We start from the raw sequence: 16966 nt of genomic DNA, 5'->3' as shown, positions 1-16966 counted from the left end.
TGCGAGGCCTCATCCAGGGGGTTGTGAAACGCCGCCGCCACGGGCGGACGCGCGCCAGAGCTTTTTGACTGGCATGCTGTCACGATAGCCAAACCGTGGCATGATAAAAAGCACCACGATAGCTAAATTTAATAGAGCCATGACCGATCGCATCGCCCTGCTCTCCAGCCCCCTGGCGCGCGGGCCGGGCGCCCTGCCGCGCCAGCGCCAGCTGATCCAGCGGCTCAAGCAGGCCATATTGGCCGGCCAGTTGCCCGCGGGCGGCAAGCTGCCGGCCTCGCGCGTGCTGGCCGACGAACTGGACATCTCGCGCAACACGGTGCTGATCGCCTACGAGCAGCTGACCGCCGAAGGCTATGTCGTCGCCGACCGCCAGGGCACCCGCGTGGCGCCGCTCTCGGCCGCCGCCGCCAGCGCCGCGAAACAGGCCGGCCAGCAAGCCGCCGAACAGGCCGCCGGGCTGGCCAGCTCCCCCCGCGCGCCGGCCCTGCGCACCGCCACGCGGCTGTCGCGCATCGTGTCGACGCGCGCGCCCAACGACGGCGCGCTGCCTCTCACGCCCGGCACGCCGGCGTTGACGCAGTTCCCCCTCAACGCGTGGCGCCGGGCCCAGGACCGGGCGCTGCAGGCCGCTCCGGCCGCCACCCTGGGCTATGGCCCGCCCGTGGGCGAACCGGCGCTGCGCGAAGCCATCGCCCAGTACCTGCGGGTGTCGCGCGGGGTCAACTGCGATGCCTCGCGCATCGTCATCACCGAAGGCGCGCAGGGCGCGCTGGCGCTGTGCGTGCAACTGCTGACCAACCCGGGCGACACCGCCTGGCTGGAGGAACCCGGCTACCGGGGCGCCAAGTCGGCCTTCCACGCGGGCGACCTGAACGTCGTGGCGATGCGGGTCGACGCCGACGGCCTGACCATCGGCGAAGACGACTGGCGCACCCGGCCGCCGCGCCTGATCCAGACCACGCCGACGCATCAGTACCCGACCGGCGCGGTGCTGTCTTTGGCGCGCCGGCTCGACCTGCTGGAACGGGCGCGCCGCGCCGGCGCCTGGATCATCGAGGACGACTACGACAGCGAATTCCGCCACCAGGGCGAGCCCATCGCCGCGATGCAGGGCCTGCTGCCGGACGCGCCGGTGCTGTACGTGGGCACGTTCAGCAAGACCATGTTCCCCGCGCTGCGGCTGGGCTTTCTGGTGCTGCCACAGGCCATCGCCGGGCCGGCCATGCCGTCGATCACGGAAATGCTGCGCGGCGGACACCGGCTGGAACAACTGACCATGGCCGCCTTCATCGACAATGGCCAGTTCTCGCGCCACCTGGGCCGCATGCGGCGGCTGTACCGCGACCGCCAGGCGGCCCTGCGCGACGCGCTGGCGCGGCACCTGGGCGTCGACCACGAAGTGCTGGGCGGCCACAGCGGCCTGCACCTGACCGTGCGGCTGCCGCCGGACGTGCCGGACCGCGTCGTCGTCGAGCACGCACGGCGGCTGGGCATGAACCCCAACGCGCTGTCCAGCTTCGCCATCACCCCGCGGCCGCAGGACAATGGCCTGGTGATCGGCTATGGCAACACCAGCGCCGACCGTTTCCCGGCGCTGATCCGGCAATTGGGCAAGCTGGCCGCGGCCCTGCGGACCTGAGCCGCGGCCGGGGGTGTCACCGGCACGATCCGCGGCCGACGGCGCGCGCCAGGGCGCGGCGGCGCAACGCCCCGCTTCAGCGGCGCGAGTCCAGCGCCATGCGCACGGCCAGCGCGGCCAGCACCGTGCCCATCAGCCAGCGCTGAATCGCGATCCACAGCGGCCGGCGGGCCAGGATGCCGGCGATGGACCCGGCCATGATGGCGATGACGGCATTGACCGACAGGCTGATGGCGACCTGTGTCAGTCCCAGCGCAAGCGACTGCGTGAACACGCTGCCGTGCTCGGGCTGGATGAACTGCGGCAGCAGCGACACGTACAGCACGGCGATCTTGGGATTGAGCAGATTGGTCAGCAGCCCCATCATGAACAGCGTGCGCGGACGGCTGGCCGGCAGCTCGCGCACCTGGAACGGCGAGCGGCCGCCCGGGCGCACCGCCTGCCAGGCCAGGTACATCAGGTATAGCGCGCCGCCAAAGCGCAGCGCGTCGTAGGCATAGGGCACCGACATCAGCAGCACCGTCAGGCCGAAGGCCGCGCACAGCACGTAGAAGATGAATCCGACCGCCACGCCGGACAGCGAGATCAGGCCGGCCTTGGGCCCTTGCGAGATCGAGCGCGACACCAGGTAGATCATGTTGGGCCCCGGCGTGAGCACCATGCCCAGCGCGACCAGGGCGAACGTCAGGAGATGGGTGATATCAGGCATGATGCGCCGGCGCCCGCCGGCCGGTAGTGGGAGATGACTTGGCACATTATCCGAAATCTGTATCGGTACAGCGGGATTTCTTCGGGGCGGCACAGCGGGTCGGGCGCGGCGGATGCGGGCCGGCCGGGCGAGGCCCCGATACAACAATCGCCCCGCATTTAAATGTGGCCGGATGGGAGCGGCGCGCCGGCCGGGATACAGTGGTCGGGTCGCGCCGCCAGCCCCGGGAGGACCCACCCCCATGCCGCCCCGATCGTCATCCCCGCCCGCCGCCCCTCGCGCCGGCGCCATCCGTATCGGCATCGGCGGCTGGACCTACGCGCCCTGGCGCGGTCCCTTCTATCCCGACGGCCTGCCGCAAGCGCGTGAACTCGAATACGCCAGCCGCCAGCTCGGCGCCATCGAGGTCAACGGCACCTACTACAGCAGCCAGAAACCGGCCACCTTCGCCAAATGGCGCGACGAGACGCCTGACGATTTCGTGTTCTCGCTCAAGGCCTCGCGCTACGCCACCAACCGGCGCGAGCTGGCCGGCGCCGGCGAATCCGTGCGCCGCTTCGTGCATGGCGGCATCGCCGAACTGGGTTCCAAGCTAGGACCGATCGTGTGGCAGTTCGCGCCCACCAAGGTGTTCGACGCCGACGACTTCGGCGCCTTCCTGGCGCTGCTGCCGGACCAGGTCGACGGCCTGCCGCTGCGCCACGTGATGGACGTGCGCCACGCCAGCTTCGCCTGCGAGCCCTACCTGGCGCTGGCGCGGCGCCATGGCGTGGCCACGGTCTACACCGACAGCGAGGACTTCCCGTCGCTGGCCGACCGCACGGCCGATTTCGTCTATGCCCGGCTGATGCGGGCCAGCACCGCCTTCAAGGCCGGTTATGCGCCCAAGGTGCTGGACGCGTGGGCCGGGCGCCTGCGCGCCTGGGCGCAGGGCGGCGATCCGGCCGACCTGCCACGGGTCGACCCGCGCAAGCCGGCCGGCGCGCCCCATCCGCGCGATGTGTTTGCGTTCTTCATCAATGGCGCCAAGGAACGCGCGCCGGCGGCGGCGCGCGCCATGATCGAGCGGCTGTAGCCGGCCCGGCGTGCCAGCGCCAAGGGCCGGCACGCAAAGCCGGCGCCGGCCTCAGTCCGCGACCGGCGTGCGCAGCGTCACGAACTCTTCGGCCGCGGTCGGGTGGATGCCGATGGTGTCGTCGAACACGCGCTTGGTGGCGCCGGCCTTGAGCGCGATGGCGATGCCCTGCACGATCTCGCCAGCATCCGGGCCGACCATGTGCACGCCCAGCACCTTGTCGGTGTCGGCATCGACGATCAGCTTCATCAGGGTCTTTTCCTGCGACTCGGTCAGCGTCAGCTTCATGGGGCGGAAGCGGCTTTCGAACAGCTTGACCGTGTGGCCGGCGGCGCGCGCCTCTTCGGTGGTCATGCCGACGGTGCCGATGTTGGGCAGGCTGAACACGGCGGTGGGGATCAGCTTGTAGTCGACCTTGCGGTATTCCTCGGGACGGAACAGGCGGCGCGCCACCGCCATGCCCTCGGCCAGCGCCACCGGCGTCAGCGGCACGCGGCCGATGACGTCGCCGATCGCCAGGATCGACGGTTCGCTGGTGCGGTATTCGTCGTCCACCGCGATGAAGCCCTTGTCGTCGAGCGTGACGCCGGTGTTCTCCAGGCCCAGGTTGTCCAGCATCGGCCGGCGGCCGGTGGCGTAGAACACGCAATCGGTCTCGATCACGCTGCCATCCTTGAGCGTGGCGGCCAGGGTGCCATCGGCGCGCTTGTCGATGCGCGCCACGTCGGCGTCGAACTTCAGGTCGATGCCCTTCTTGACCAGTTCGTCGCGCAGGTGCTCGCGCACCGCCTGGTCGAAGCCGCGCAGGAACAGCGGGCCGCGATAGACCTGGGTGGTCTGCGCGCCCATGCCGTTGAAGATGGACGCGAACTCGACCGCGATGTAGCCGCCGCCCACCACCAGCACGCGGCGCGGCAGCGTCTTCAGGAAAAAGGCCTCGTTCGAGGTGATGGCGTGTTCCTTACCCGGGATGTCCGGCACCTGCGGCCAGCCGCCGGTGGCCACCAGGATGTGGCCGGCGGTGTAGGTCTTGCCGTCGACCTCGACAGTGTGCGGGTCCTTGATGCGGGCGTGGGCTTCCAGCAGCGTCACGCCGCTATTGACCAGCAGATTGCGGTAAATGCCGTTAAGACGCTCGATCTCGCGGTTTTTGTTGGCGATCAGCGTGGGCCAGTCGAAGCTGGGTTGGCCAGCGCTCCAGCCGAAGCCGTGGGCCTGCTCGAAGTCTTCGCTGTAGTGGGCGCCGTAGACCAGCAGCTTCTTGGGCACGCAGCCCACGTTGACGCAAGTGCCGCCCAGGTAGCGGCTTTCGGCCACCGCCACGCGGGCGCCGAAACCGGCCGCGAAACGGGCCGCGCGCACGCCGCCGGAGCCCGCGCCGATCACAAACAGGTCGAAATCGAATGCCATGGTGTTTCCTTCGCCGTCCCGCTGCCGGGACGCGTTCACTGTCGGGAGAAGCGCTATTTTGCACCAGCGCGCCCGCGCGCGCCGGCTCGAGCCTGAGGCGCCAGGCCGGGCCGCCCGGCCCGACCGCCGGCAAGTGGCAGGAACGGGCGCCCTTGGGCTACAGTGACAGCCAGGGGCGCACTGGCCGCCCGCCTTTCACGGAGTCCGATCCATGTCGCTCGAAACCTGGCTGGCTTTCGTCGGCGCATCCGCCCTGCTGCTGATGCTGCCCGGCCCCACCATCCTGACCGTCATCAGCTACTCCCTCACCCATGGCAGGCGCGCGCGCCTGCCGCTGGTGCTGGCGGTGGCGCTGGGCGATTCCACCGCCCTGGCGCTGTCGCTGCTGGGCCTGGGCGCGCTGCTGGCGGCCTCGGCATTCTGGTTCACGGTGGTCAAGACCATCGGCGGCCTGTACCTGCTGTACCTGGGTTTCAAGCTGCTGCGCGCTGGCGTATCGCCCGCCGCCCTGCCCCAGGCCGGCGCGGCCGGTTCGCGCTGGAAGCTGTTCGCCAACACCTATCTGGTGACGGCGCTCAACCCCAAGGGCATCATTTTCTTCGTCGCCTTCCTGCCGCAGTTCCTCGATCCGGCCGGCGACGTGACGCGCCAGTTGTGGACGCTGTCGGCCACCTTCGTGACCTGCGCGGGCATCAACGCCGCCGCCTACGCGCTGTTCGCCGGCTCGGCGAGGCGCCTGCTGGCATCGCCGCGCGCGCAGCGCGGCTTCAACCTGGGCGGCGGCACGCTGCTGTCGGCCGCAGGCGTCTGGGCGCTGCTGGCGCGCCGCGCCTGAACCCTGGCGCGCCGCGCCCCCGCGGCTTGCCGGCGCCGGCGCGGGGGGCACCTTCCTGGCGCCCGGCCCCTCAAGGCAAGGCCGCCGACAAGGCCTCCGGGTCCAGCCCGTAGCGCCGGATCGCCTCGGCCGCCCGCGCCGCCGGCAACACCCCGTCGTCCGCCAGCGCCTTGAGCGTGGCCAGCACAATGTGATGCCGGTCCACCTCGAAAAACGCCCGCAGCGCCTGACGCGTGTCTGAGCGGCCGAAGCCGTCAGTGCCCAGCGTCACGTAGCGGCGCCCCACGAATGGGCGGATCTGCTCGGCCACCGTCTTCATGTAGTCGGTGGCCGCCACCACCGGGCCCCGGGTATCGGCCAGGGCGGTCTCGACGAACCCCAGGCGCGCCGCATCCCGCGGATGCAGGCGATTCCAGCGCTCGATCTCCTGGCCGTCGCGGCGCAATTCCGAGTAGCTGGTGACGCTCCAGACGTCGGCCGCCACGCCGAAGTCCTGTTGCAGCAGATCAGCGGCGGCCAGCGTCTCGCCCAGGATGGCGCCGCTGCCCAGCAGTTGCGCGCGCACTTCGCCCGCTCCCCCCTCGCGCAGGCGGTACATGCCCTTCAGGATGCCGGCCTCGGCGCCTTGCGGCATCGGCGGATGGGCGGTCTTCTCGTTGATCAGCGTCAGGTAGTAGAAGACGTCTTCCTCCTGCTGGTACATGCGGCGCAGGCCGTCCTGCACGATCACCGCGATCTCGTAGGCGTAGGCCGGATCGTAGGCGATGCAGCACGGGATCACCGAGGCCAGCACGTGGCTGTGGCCGTCGTCGTGCTGCAGGCCCTCGCCCTCCAGCGTGGTGCGGCCCGAGGTCGCGCCCAACAGGAAGCCGCGCGCGCGGATGTCGCCCGCCGCCCAGGCCAGGTCGCCGACGCGCTGGAAGCCGAACATCGAATAAAAGATGTAGAACGGGATCGTGGCCACCCCATGCGTGCTGTAGGCGGTGGCGGCGGCGATCCAGGATGCCATCGCGCCCGACTCGTTGATGCCTTCCTGCAGGATCTGCCCGCGCCGGTCCTCGCGGTAGACGCTGAGCTGGTCGGCGTCCTGCGGCGTATAGAGCTGGCCCACGTGCGAATAGATGCCGACCTGGCGGAACATGCCATCCATGCCGAAGGTGCGCGATTCATCGGGCACGATGGGCACCACGCGCGCGCCGATCTGCGGGTCCTTGAGCAGTTGCGCCAGGATGCGCACGAACGCCATGGTGGTGGAGAATTCGCGGCCGTCGCTGCCCTTCAGATGCGCGGCGAAGGCGGCCAGGTCCGGCGTGGCCTGCGGGCCGGGGCCGGCCGGACGCAGCGGCAGGTGACCGCCGGCGCGCCGGGTGGCCGCCTCCAGGTAAACCTGTTCGGGCGTGCCGGGTTCCGGTTTGATGTACGGAATCTCCGCCAGGCGCTCGTCCGGCACCGGGATGCCGAAGCGGTCGCGGAACGCGCGCACTGCCGGATCGGCCATTTTCTTCTGCTGGTGGTTGGTGTTGGCGGCCTCGCCGGCCGCGCCCATGCCGTAGCCCTTGACCGTCTTGGCCAGGATCACGGTGGGCTGGCCGCGATGCGCCAGCGCCGCGGCGTAGGCCGCGTGCATCTTGACCGGATCATGGCCGCCACGGTTGAGCGCGCCGATCTCGTCATCGCTCAGATGCGCCACGCGTTGCAGCAATACCGGGTCGGCGCCGAAGAAATGCTCGCGCACATAAGCGCCGCCGCGCGCCTTGAACACCTGGTATTCACCGTCCACGCATTGCATCATGCGCCGCCGCAGGCGGCCGTCGTGATCCTGCGCCAGCAGCGCGTCCCAGCCGCCGCCCCAGATCACCTTGATGACGTTCCAGCCGGCGCCGCGGTAGACGCTTTCGAGTTCCTGGATGATCTTGGCATTGCCGCGCACCGGGCCATCCAGGCGCTGCAGGTTGCAATTGACCACGAAGATCAGGTTGTCGAGCTTTTCGCGGCCGGCCATGGCGACCGCCGCCAGCGTCTCGGGCTGGTCCTGCTCGCCGTCGCCCAGGAAGCCCCAGACGCGCCGGTCCTGCGCCGCGATCAGGCCGCGGTCTTCCAGGTAGCGCATGTAGCGCGCCTGGTAGGCCGCCATCAGCGGGCCCAGGCCCATCGATACGGTCGGGAACTGCCAGAAGCCGGGCATGGTGCGCGGATGCGGATACGACGCCAGCCCGCCCCCGCCGATCTCGCGGCGAAAGCGGTCGAGTTCGTCCTCGGACAGGCGTCCTTCCAGGTAGGCTCGGGCGTAGATGCCGGGCGCCGAGTGGCCCTGGATGTAGAGCATGTCGCCCAGGAAATCCGGGGTGGCGGCGCGGAAGAAATGGCGGTAGCCGGTTTCGTACAGGGTGGTGGCCGAGGCGTAGGTGGCGATGTGTCCGCCCACGCCCGAATGCTTGCCGGCGCGCAGCACCATGGCCATGGCGTTCCAGCGCAGGTAGGCATCCAGCCGCGCTTCGATCGCGGGGTCGCCGGGAAACGGCGCCTGCGCCGGCAGGCCGATGGTGTTGACGTAGGGCGTGACGCCGGCCGCGGCGTAGCCGCCGCTGCGGGCGCGGTCCTGCTCGAGCAGGCGGTCCAGCAGATAGTGCGTGCGCGGCAGGCCTTCGTGCGCCAGCACTGCCTGCATCGCGTCCAGCCATTCGCTGGTTTCTTCGGGGTCGATGTCGACGCCGTCGATCTCGGGTTCCATGGGCATCCTCCTTGTGGTGCGCAAGCGGCGCCCGGACACGAACGGCCGGCGCCGTTTTTTCACATCGTGAATTGCATTTGCATAATGTGCAATTGCAATCGTATTGAGGTTTTTGAACAATTGCAAGTGCAACTATTTCAAGGCGCACGCCACGGTGGCCACGGGCCCGCGTCCCGCTAGCGGCCGGCCTGCTGCCCGCACGCCGGCCCCGGGCCTCTACAATCCGGAACAACGAAATCTCTGGAAAAGGAAGCGACCGCATGGCCACGGGAAAGCCCGACGCGTGGAGCCTCTTGCTGACCGCGCATGCGCTGGTGGTGGAAGAAATCGAAAAACGACTGGCTGCCGCCAGCCTGCCGCCGCTGGCGTGGTACGACGCGCTGTGGGCGCTGGAACGCGCGCCGCAAGGCACCGCGCGCATGTTCGAGATCGCCGAGCGCATGGTCATCGCGCGCTACAACCTGACGCGCCTGATGGACCGCATCGAGGCCGCCGGGCTGGTCGAGCGCTTCCGTTCGGACGAGGACCGCCGCGCCACCTACGCCCGCATCACGCCGGACGGCCTGGCGCTGCGCCGCAAGATGTGGAAGGTGTATGGCCCGGCCATCGACGAACTGTTCCTGTCGCAGCTGCCGCCGGCGCAGCAGGACGCCATGGCCGAGCAGTTCCGCCAGATCGCCCGCCACGTGCGGGCCTTGTCCAGACCCGCCGCCTGACCCGGCCGCCATGGAGCCCCGCATGCCCGCTCGTTCCCCCCTGCATATCGGCATCGTCGCCTGCTCGGCCGAAGGCGCCGCGCTCTGCTACCGCACGATCTGCGCCGAAGGCGCGCAGCGCCTGGGGCCGCACGCGCACCCCGAAGTGTCGCTGCACGGCCTATCGCTGGCGGACTACGTGACGTGCCTGGAACGCAATGATCCGGCTGGCGTGGGCGCGCTGATGCTGGCATCCGCCGGCAAGCTGGCGCGCGCCGGCGCGGACTTCCTGATCTGCCCCGACAACACCATCCACCAGGCGCTGGGCCACGTGCTGCCCCATTCGCCGCTGCCCTGGCTGCACATCGCCGAACAGGTCGCCGCCGAAGCCGCCGCGCGCGGCCTGCGCCGCATCGGCATCCTGGGCACGCGCTGGCTGGTCGACAGTCCGGTCTACCCCGACAAGCTGCAAGCGCGCGGCCTGGACTACGTGCGCCCCGCGCCGGCCGATCGCGACCTGCTGGCGCGCGTCATCATGGACGAACTGGTCTACGGCGTCTTCAAGCCCGAATCGGTGGCCTTGCTGCAAGGCGTGGTGGCGCGGCTGCGCGAGGCCGGCTGCGATGCCGTGGTGCTGGGCTGCACCGAACTGCCGCTGGTGCTGAACGACGCCAATTGCGCCCTGCCGACGCTGGACTCGACCCGTATCCTGGCGCGCGCCGCCCTGGACCGCGCCCTGGCCTGACGCCGCGCCTTCAGAGCTGGTCCAGCCCGTACCGGCGCAGGCGTTCCAGGTCCAGCACCTTGATCTGGTTGTACGACAGCGCCAGCACGCCCTGGTCGGCCAGCGTCTGCAGCGCCTGGTTGACGCGCTGGCGCGACAGGCCGGTCAGGTAGCCGAGTTCCTCCTGGGAAATCGCCAGCGTCAGGTCGGTGGACGGATACAGCTGCGGGTTGAACAACTGCGCCAGCGACTGCGCCACGCGCGCATCGGCATCCAGCAGGCGATGGTTCTGGATCGAAGCGATGAACTCGCCCATGCGGTCATTCAATTGCCCGATGACAAAGTGCGAGAACGGCAGGCTGGCCGCCAGCAGCGCATGAAAGGTGGCGGCCGGCACCCGCAGCACCAGCGACGGCTGGGTCGCCACCACGTCGTACTTGCGCAATTCGCGCTTGATGACGCTGCCCTCGCCGAACCAGCCGCCCGGCGGCACCCCGGAAAAGGTGCAACTGCGTCCCGATTCGTTGTAGATCGCCAGCTTCAGCAGGCCGCTGTGCACGCCCAGCCAGTAGTCAGACGGCGCGTTGCGGCGCGCGATCCAGGCGCCGCTGGCGACGTGCTCGCCCCGCGCCGTGGCCAGTACCAGCTCCTGGTGCGGCGCCTCCAGCGCGTTGAACCAGGCGCAGCCGCGCAACAGCGCGGACAGCTCGGTCCGGGAAACGTCGTTTGAAACATCGGACATGGAAAGAACCGTGTAAAACTGTGGATTGGGCGCGCGGAATAAGGTCTGTCATGCAGGCGACAGACACCATTTTCCGGCGGCCGATAAGCTCTAGCAAGCAGCGGGATTCCGGCTACAGATCATCCCCGGCGATCCAGATCAAGTTTCCCGCAAAAAAGCATATCCGGGCGCCCCCGCGCCCCACAGGAGACAAGCATGAGCAGCATGTTCGACCACGGCCTGGCGCGCCGTGACGCCAACTACGAGCCCCTGACCCCGGTCGACTTCATCGCCCGCGCCGCGCAGGTCTACGGCAACCGCCTGGCCGTGGTGCACGGCGCCGTGCGCCGCACCTGGGCCCAGACCTACGAACGCGCGCAACGCCTGGCCGGCGCCCTGGCCGCCGCCGGCATCCAACGCGGCGACACGGTGGCGGTGATGCTGCCGAACATCCCCGCCATGGTCGAGGCGCATTTCGGCGTGCCGATGCTGGGCGCCGTGCTCAACACCCTCAACACCCGCCTGGACACGCCCAGCGTGCTGTTCATGCTGGGCCACGGCGAGGCCCGCGCGCTCATTGTCGACACCGAATACGCCGAACTCGCGCAGCGCGCCCGCGCCGAATTCCCGCACCTGGTGGTGATCTCGGTGCACGACCTGGACGGCACGCCCGCCACCCTGCCCGGCGCCACCGACTACGAAGCCTTCCTGGCCGCCGCGCCCGCGAGGTTCGACTGGCGCCCGCCGGCCGACGAATGGGACGCGATCGCGCTGAACTACACCTCGGGCACTACCGGCGATCCCAAGGGCGTGGTCTACCATTACCGTGGCGCCTATCTCAACGCCGTCAGCAACATCCTTGAATGGGACATGCCCAAGCACCCGGTCTACCTGTGGACCCTGCCGCTGTTCCACTGCAACGGCTGGTGTTTCGCCTGGACCGTGGCCGCGCGCGCCGGCGTTAACGTATGCCTGCGCAAGTTCGATCCCAAGACCGTGTTCGACCTGATCCGCGCCGAGGGCGTCACCCACTACTGCGGCGCGCCCATCGTGCAGAGCGCGCTGGCCAACGCCCCGGCCGAAATGCGCGCCGGCATCCGCCACACCGTGCGCACCATGGTGGCCGGCGCCGCGCCGGCGCCGGCGGTGATCGCCAAGATGAAGGAAATCGGCTTCGAACTGACCCACGTCTACGGCCTGACCGAGGTCTACGGCCCGGCCGCCGTGTGCGCCCCGCAGGAAGCCTGGAACGACCTGGAAGACGAACAGCGCGCCCTGCTGACCGCGCGCCAGGGCGTGCGCTACCACCTGCAGGCCGGCGTCTCGGTGCGCAACCCCGACACCATGCAGGAAGTGCCGGCCGACGAGCAGACCGTGGGCGAGATCATGTTCCGCGGCAACATCTGCATGAAGGGCTACCTGAAGAACGAACGCGCCACCGACGAGGCCTTCGGCGGCGGCTGGTTCCACACCGGCGACCTGGGCGTGATGACGCCCGACGGCTACATCCGCATCAAAGACCGCAGCAAGGACATCATCATCTCGGGCGGCGAGAACATCTCCAGCATCGAGGTCGAGGACGCCCTCTACCGCCATCCGGCCGTGGCCGCCGTGGCGGTGGTGGCCATGCCCGACCCGAAATGGGGCGAGACGCCGTGCGCCTTCGTCGAGCTCAAGCCCGGCTGCAGCGCCACCGCCGAAGAAATCATCGCCCACTGCAAGCTGCTGCTGCCCGGCTTCAAGGTGCCGCGCGCGGTGCGCTTCGGCGAACTGCCCAAGACCTCGACCGGCAAGATCCAGAAATTCGAGCTGCGCGCGGCGGTGGGTTCCACCCGCGCCATCGACGCCACCTGATTCCCTCCCTATCCAGACTCCCCGGAGCTCCGACGCCATGACGTACCAAGCCCCCGTGAAAGACATGCTGTTCGTGCTGAACCATCTTGCCGGCCTGCCGCGGGTGGCGGCGCTGCCGCAGTATGCCGAAGCCACGCCCGACACCGCCCAGGCGGTGCTGGAGGAAGCCGCCACCTTCGCCGCCGACGTGCTGGCGCCGCTGAACCATCCCGCCGACCGCGAGCCCAGCGCCTGGCATGACGGCGCGGTGACCACCTCGCCCGGCTTCAGGCAGGCCTTCCGCCAATACGCCGAGGCCGGCTGGCAGGGCATGACGCATCCGGCCGAATACGGCGGCCAGGGCCTGCCCGGCCTCTTGGGCGCGCCCTGCTCCGAAATGCTCAACGCCGCCAACCTGTCGTTCGCGCTGTGTCCGCTGCTGACCAACGGCGCCGTCGAGGCGCTGCTGACCGCCGGCTCGCCCGAATTGCGCGACCGCTACATCGGCCCGATGCTGTCGGGCCAGTGGACCGGCACCATGAACCTGACCGAGCCGCAGGCCGGCTCCGACCTGGCGCTGCTGCGCACCCGCGCGCAGCCGGTCGGCGACGGCACCTACCGCATCTCGGGCACCAAGATCTTCATCACCTACGGCGAACACGACCTGGCCGAGAACATCATCCACCTGGTGCTGGCGCGGCTGCCCGATGCGCCCGAAGGCGTCAAAGGCATCTCGCTGTTCCTGGTGCCCAAGTTCCTGGTCAACGACGACGGCTCGCTGGGCGCGCGCAACGACGTCACCTGCGTGTCGATCGAGCACAAGCTGGGCATCAAGGCCAGCCCCACCGCGACGCTGCAGTTCGGCGACGCGGGCGGCGCCATCGGCTACCTGGTGGGCCAGGAAAACCGTGGCCTGGACGCCATGTTCATCATGATGAACGCGGCCCGCTTCGCCGTCGGCGTGCAGGGCATCGCGGTGGCGGACCGCGCCTACCAGCACGCGCTGGCCTATGCCGCCGAGCGCGTGCAGAGCCGCCCGGTGGACGGCTCCTCGCGCAACGCCGTGGCCATCATCCAGCACCCGGACGTGCGCCGCATGCTGGGCACCATGCGCGCCCTGACCGAAGCCGGCCGCGCGCTGGCCTACTACACCGCCGGCCACGCCGACCTGGCCCACGCCAGCGCCGACCCGGCCGAACGCGCCCGCCACCTGGCGGTGCAGGAATTCCTGGTGCCGATCGTCAAGGGCTGGTGCACCGAGGCCGCCATCGACGTCGCCAGCCTGGGCGTGCAGGTGCACGGCGGCATGGGCTTCATCGAGGAAACCGGCGCCGCCCAGTACTACCGCGACGCCCGCATCCTCACCATCTACGAGGGCACCACCGCGATCCAGGCCAACGACCTGGTCGGCCGCAAGACGCTGCGCGACGGCGGCGCGGTGGCGCAGGCGCTGATCGAAGAAATCCGCCAGACCGAAGAAGCGCTGCAGGCGCGCAGCGAGGCGGCCGCCCGCCTGGTGCTGACGCCGCTGCGCGAGGGCCGCCTGGCGCTGGCCAACACGGTCGACTTCGTGGTGGCCAACGCCGCCGCCCATCCCAACGCGGTGTTCGGCTCGGCCGTGCCCTATCTGCTGCTGGCGGGCACGGTGCTGGCCGGCTGGCAGATGGCGCGCGCGCTGCTGGTGTCGCTGGACCGCCAGGACGAGGACCCGGCCTTCCACCAGGCCAAGATCGCCACGGCCCAGACCTACGCCCTGCACAAGCTGACCCAGGCGCCCGGCCTGGCGGCGGTGGTGGCCGGCTCGATCGAGTACGCCGTGCAGCCCTGACGCCGCGCGGCGCTGCCACCGAACCCGGAAAGACCGCTGCGGCGGTCTTTTTCCTTGGTGCGCGGCGCCATTAAGCATATAACCATAATGAATAATGAAAAGGATAAAACATATCTAAAATTACTAAGCGGATGTGGGAAACCCGGGTCCGCGGGCAAGCCGCCAGCCGCATCAAAGGCGCCCTCGTTCAGGACCTTTCCTCCATGCTCCGCAAGCTGTTCACCACCGCGCTCCTCGCCGTCACCACGTCCCTCGCTCACGCTGCGCCGCCCGCGCTCGAAATTGGCTACCTGCCGATCCTGCCGGACGCGCAATTGTTCGTGGCGCTGGAAGAAGGCACGCTGCAGGCCAAGGGCGCGCCCGCGCCCAAGCTGGTGCAATTCCAGAGCGGCCCGGCCTTGACCCAGGCGCTGCTGGCCGGGCAGCTCGACGTCGCCTATGTCGGCATCGGCCCGGCGCTGGTGGCCAGCGCCAAGGGCGCCGGCATCAAGGTCGTGGCCTCCAACATCGTCGAACAGGTCAACGTGGTCGCGCTGGGCGCGCTGGCGCCGTATTTCGCCTCGGGCGATCCGGCCACCGCGTTCGCCCGCTTCGCCAAGGACAAGGGCAGAAAGCCGGTCATCGCCAGCTACCCCAAGGGCGCGGTGCCCGAGGCCGCCCTGCAATACTGGCTGCGCCAACGCCTGAAGGCCGATCCGGCCAGCCTCGAACTGATCTACCAGGGCGAAGCGCAGATCCAGCAGTCGCTGCTGACCGGGGCCATCGACGGCGCCGCCATTCTCGAACCCACCGTCACCACCGTGCTGACCCGGCTGCCGGAATCGCGCGTGGTGGCGCGCGGCTCGCAGCTGTTTCCGAACCAACCCGGCGCGGTGCTGCTGGTGCGCGACAAGCTGATCGCCGAACACCCCGAAGCGGTGCAGCAACTGGTCAACGCCCAAGTGGCCGCGACCGCCCTGCTGCGCGACGACCCGGCGCGCACCGCTGCGCATGTGCAGAAATATGTCGGCGGCGGCCGCCTCGACCGCGCGCTGGTGGAAAAGGCCATCCGCAACTCGCATGACCAATTCGTGGCCGACCCGCATGCCATCGTCGACGCCACCGCCGAACTGCAGGCCTTTCAGGCCAGCCTGGGCACGGTCGGCGCGGCCAGCGCCGACGTCAAGCAGTTGTTCGACACCCGCTTCTACGACAAGGCCGCCCAGCCATGAGCCAGACCGCCCCGGCCCTTGCCGCCCCCGCGGCCCCGGTCCGCAACGGGGCGCCGCCCTGGTTCGCCGCGGCGCGCCGGGCGGCCTACGGCATCTCCGGCCTGGTTATCTTCATCGCCATCTGGAAAGCCGCCCTGCTGTGGCAATGGGCGCCCCCCGGCACCCTGCCCGACCCCTTCGCACTGCCCGCCACGCTGGTCCAGGAATGGCAGTCGGGCCGCCTGCTGCCGGCCATCGGCTCCAGCCTGGTGCATTACTTCTGGGGCCTGGCCGCCGGCACCGCGCTGGGCTTTGCCGTCGGCCTGGCGGCCGCCACGCTGCCGCGCTTCAACCTGGCGCAAGCCTACCTGGCGCGCATCCTGCGGCCGATCCCGCCGCTGGCCTGGGTGGTATTCGCCATCGCCTGGTTCAAGGTCAGCCATGCCGGCGCCGCTTTCGTCATCGCCATCGGCGTGTTCTGGGTCAACTACTTCGCCACCTACAGCGCGGTGCGCAATGTCGACCCGCGCTACTACGAGCTGGCGCGCGCCTTCGGCCACGGCGGCTACCTGGCGCGCGCGCTCGGCGTAACGCTGCCGGCCATCGCGCCCGGCGCGCTGTCGGGCGTGCGCACCGGCATCGGCCAGGCCTGGATGACGCTGATCGCCGCCGAACTACTGGGCGTGCCCGGCATGGGCCAGGAAATGAATGCCGCCGCCGGCGTCGGCGCCTACGACGCGGTGGTGGTCTACATGCTGATCATCTCGCTGGTCTACACACTCTGCGACCTGGCGTTCTCGGCGGTCGAAGGCAAGGTGCTGCAATGGCGTCCGTGATCGAATTCTCCAAACTCTCGTACCGCCATCCGGGCGCCGACGCCCCCGTGATCCAGGGCCTGTCGCTGGCGATCGAGGCGGGCAGTTTCGTGGCCGTGGTGGGCGGCTCGGGCGTGGGCAAGTCCACCCTGCTGCGCGCGGCGGCCGGCCTGGCCGACCCCGCCAGCGGCGAAGTCCGGTTCCAGGCGCCCGCGCGCGCGGGCCGCCGCAGCCGCGCGGTGGTGTTCCAGGACAGCCGCCTGATGCCGTGGCGCACGGTCGGCGGCAACGTCGGCTACGGCCTCGAAGGCCTGGGCCTGGATCGCCATGAACGCCAGCAGCGCATCGACGCCGCGCTGCGGCTGACCGGCATGGGCGACTATGGCCGCCGCTGGCCGCACCAGTTGTCCGGCGGCCAGGCGCAGCGCGTCGGCATCGCCCGCGCCCTGGCGGTCAAGCCCGACCTGCTGCTGATGGACGAACCCTTCAGCGCGGTCGACGCCATCACCCGCCGCAACCTGCAGCAGGAATTGATCCGCGTCTGGCAGGGCGCCGGCGCGGCGGTGCTGTTCGTCACCCACGACATCGAGGAGGCCGTGTTCCTGGCCGACAAGGTGGTGGTGCTGGGCGGCCGCCCGGCCAATATCGCCGGCAGCTACGACATCGACCTGCCGCGCCCGCGCGACCGCGCCGATCCGGCATTCGCGCGGCAAGTGGCGGCCATCGCCCACACGCTCGAACATCACTGACCGGACCGC

Annotated in this window: 14 protein-coding genes; 10 read left to right on the top strand and 4 right to left on the bottom strand. The window is 69.8% G+C overall.

Annotated elements, in window-relative coordinates:
• Window positions 1-100: 100 nt before the first annotated feature.
• Window positions 101-1642: a MocR-like pyridoxine biosynthesis transcription factor PdxR gene (gene pdxR / locus HV701_RS03795; protein WP_175131750.1), complete on the top strand. Its 1542-nt coding sequence runs from the start codon at window positions 101-103 to the stop codon at window positions 1640-1642.
• 76 nt (window positions 1643-1718) lie between these two features.
• Here the strand turns inward: pdxR and HV701_RS03790 are convergent, their stop codons facing one another.
• Complete coding sequence (locus HV701_RS03790; protein ID WP_175131749.1) at window positions 1719-2351, bottom strand: LysE family translocator; 633 nt, start codon at window positions 2349-2351, stop codon at window positions 1719-1721.
• A gap of 241 nt (window positions 2352-2592) precedes the next feature.
• Between HV701_RS03790 and HV701_RS03785 the strand changes: the two genes are divergently transcribed.
• Window positions 2593-3426, top strand: coding sequence for a DUF72 domain-containing protein (locus tag HV701_RS03785; RefSeq protein WP_175131748.1), 834 nt, complete (start codon window positions 2593-2595; stop codon window positions 3424-3426).
• Between the two features lie 51 nt (window positions 3427-3477).
• On the opposite strand, the gene gorA is transcribed toward HV701_RS03785, so the two are convergent.
• The gene (gene gorA / locus HV701_RS03780; protein ID WP_175131747.1) at window positions 3478-4836 is read right to left on the bottom strand and encodes a glutathione-disulfide reductase; all 1359 of its coding nucleotides are present in this window, start codon (window positions 4834-4836) and stop codon (window positions 3478-3480) included.
• A 211-nt stretch (window positions 4837-5047) separates the two neighbouring features.
• Here gorA and HV701_RS03775 point away from each other — a divergent pair, with 211 nt between their 5' ends.
• Window positions 5048-5671 carry a LysE family translocator gene (locus tag HV701_RS03775; RefSeq protein WP_175131746.1) on the top strand — a complete coding sequence of 208 codons (624 nt, stop codon included), beginning with the start codon at window positions 5048-5050 and terminating at the stop codon, window positions 5669-5671.
• A 70-nt stretch (window positions 5672-5741) separates the two neighbouring features.
• Here HV701_RS03775 and aceE read toward each other — a convergent pair whose 3' ends face one another.
• Window positions 5742-8402: a pyruvate dehydrogenase (acetyl-transferring), homodimeric type gene (aceE, locus tag HV701_RS03770; protein ID WP_175131745.1), complete on the bottom strand. Its 2661-nt coding sequence runs from the start codon at window positions 8400-8402 to the stop codon at window positions 5742-5744.
• 260 nt (window positions 8403-8662) lie between these two features.
• Between aceE and HV701_RS03765 the strand changes: the two genes are divergently transcribed.
• Together HV701_RS03765 and HV701_RS03760 are read left to right on the top strand one after the other, a co-directional pair.
• Window positions 8663-9118, top strand: coding sequence for a MarR family winged helix-turn-helix transcriptional regulator (locus HV701_RS03765; RefSeq protein WP_175131744.1), 456 nt, complete (start codon window positions 8663-8665; stop codon window positions 9116-9118).
• A gap of 22 nt (window positions 9119-9140) precedes the next feature.
• Window positions 9141-9842 (top strand): aspartate/glutamate racemase family protein, encoded by a 702-nt coding sequence (locus HV701_RS03760; protein ID WP_175131743.1) that lies wholly within the window; start codon window positions 9141-9143, stop codon window positions 9840-9842.
• 10 nt (window positions 9843-9852) lie between these two features.
• Here the strand turns inward: HV701_RS03760 and HV701_RS03755 are convergent, their stop codons facing one another.
• Window positions 9853-10563 carry a Crp/Fnr family transcriptional regulator gene (locus HV701_RS03755; RefSeq protein ID WP_175131742.1) on the bottom strand — a complete coding sequence of 237 codons (711 nt, stop codon included), beginning with the start codon at window positions 10561-10563 and terminating at the stop codon, window positions 9853-9855.
• Between the two features lie 195 nt (window positions 10564-10758).
• On the opposite strand from HV701_RS03755, the gene HV701_RS03750 reads away from it, so the two are divergent.
• The 5 genes from HV701_RS03750 (at window position 10759) to HV701_RS03730 (ending at window position 16957) form a co-directional block, all read left to right on the top strand.
• Window positions 10759-12396: an acyl-CoA synthetase gene (locus HV701_RS03750; RefSeq protein ID WP_175131741.1), complete on the top strand. Its 1638-nt coding sequence runs from the start codon at window positions 10759-10761 to the stop codon at window positions 12394-12396.
• 37 nt (window positions 12397-12433) lie between these two features.
• Entirely contained in the window at window positions 12434-14203 is a 1770-nt protein-coding gene (locus tag HV701_RS03745) for an acyl-CoA dehydrogenase (RefSeq protein ID WP_175131740.1), read from the top strand.
• A gap of 203 nt (window positions 14204-14406) precedes the next feature.
• Window positions 14407-15414: an ABC transporter substrate-binding protein gene (locus tag HV701_RS03740; protein ID WP_175131739.1), complete on the top strand. Its 1008-nt coding sequence runs from the start codon at window positions 14407-14409 to the stop codon at window positions 15412-15414.
• Complete coding sequence (locus HV701_RS03735; RefSeq protein WP_254595100.1) at window positions 15411-16229, top strand: ABC transporter permease; 819 nt, start codon at window positions 15411-15413, stop codon at window positions 16227-16229. The genes HV701_RS03740 and HV701_RS03735 overlap by 4 nt, the downstream gene beginning before the upstream one ends.
• Window positions 16217-16957 (top strand): ABC transporter ATP-binding protein, encoded by a 741-nt coding sequence (locus HV701_RS03730; protein ID WP_175131738.1) that lies wholly within the window; start codon window positions 16217-16219, stop codon window positions 16955-16957. The genes HV701_RS03735 and HV701_RS03730 overlap by 13 nt, the downstream gene beginning before the upstream one ends.
• Window positions 16958-16966: the final 9 nt, after the last annotated feature.

Source organism: Achromobacter pulmonis, assembly GCF_902859765.1.
In the GTDB taxonomy this organism is placed as follows: Bacteria; Pseudomonadota; Gammaproteobacteria; order Burkholderiales; family Burkholderiaceae_B; genus Achromobacter; species Achromobacter pulmonis.
The sequence above is the reverse complement of the archived record's forward strand: the minus strand, read 5'-3'. Positions and strand labels throughout refer to the sequence as shown.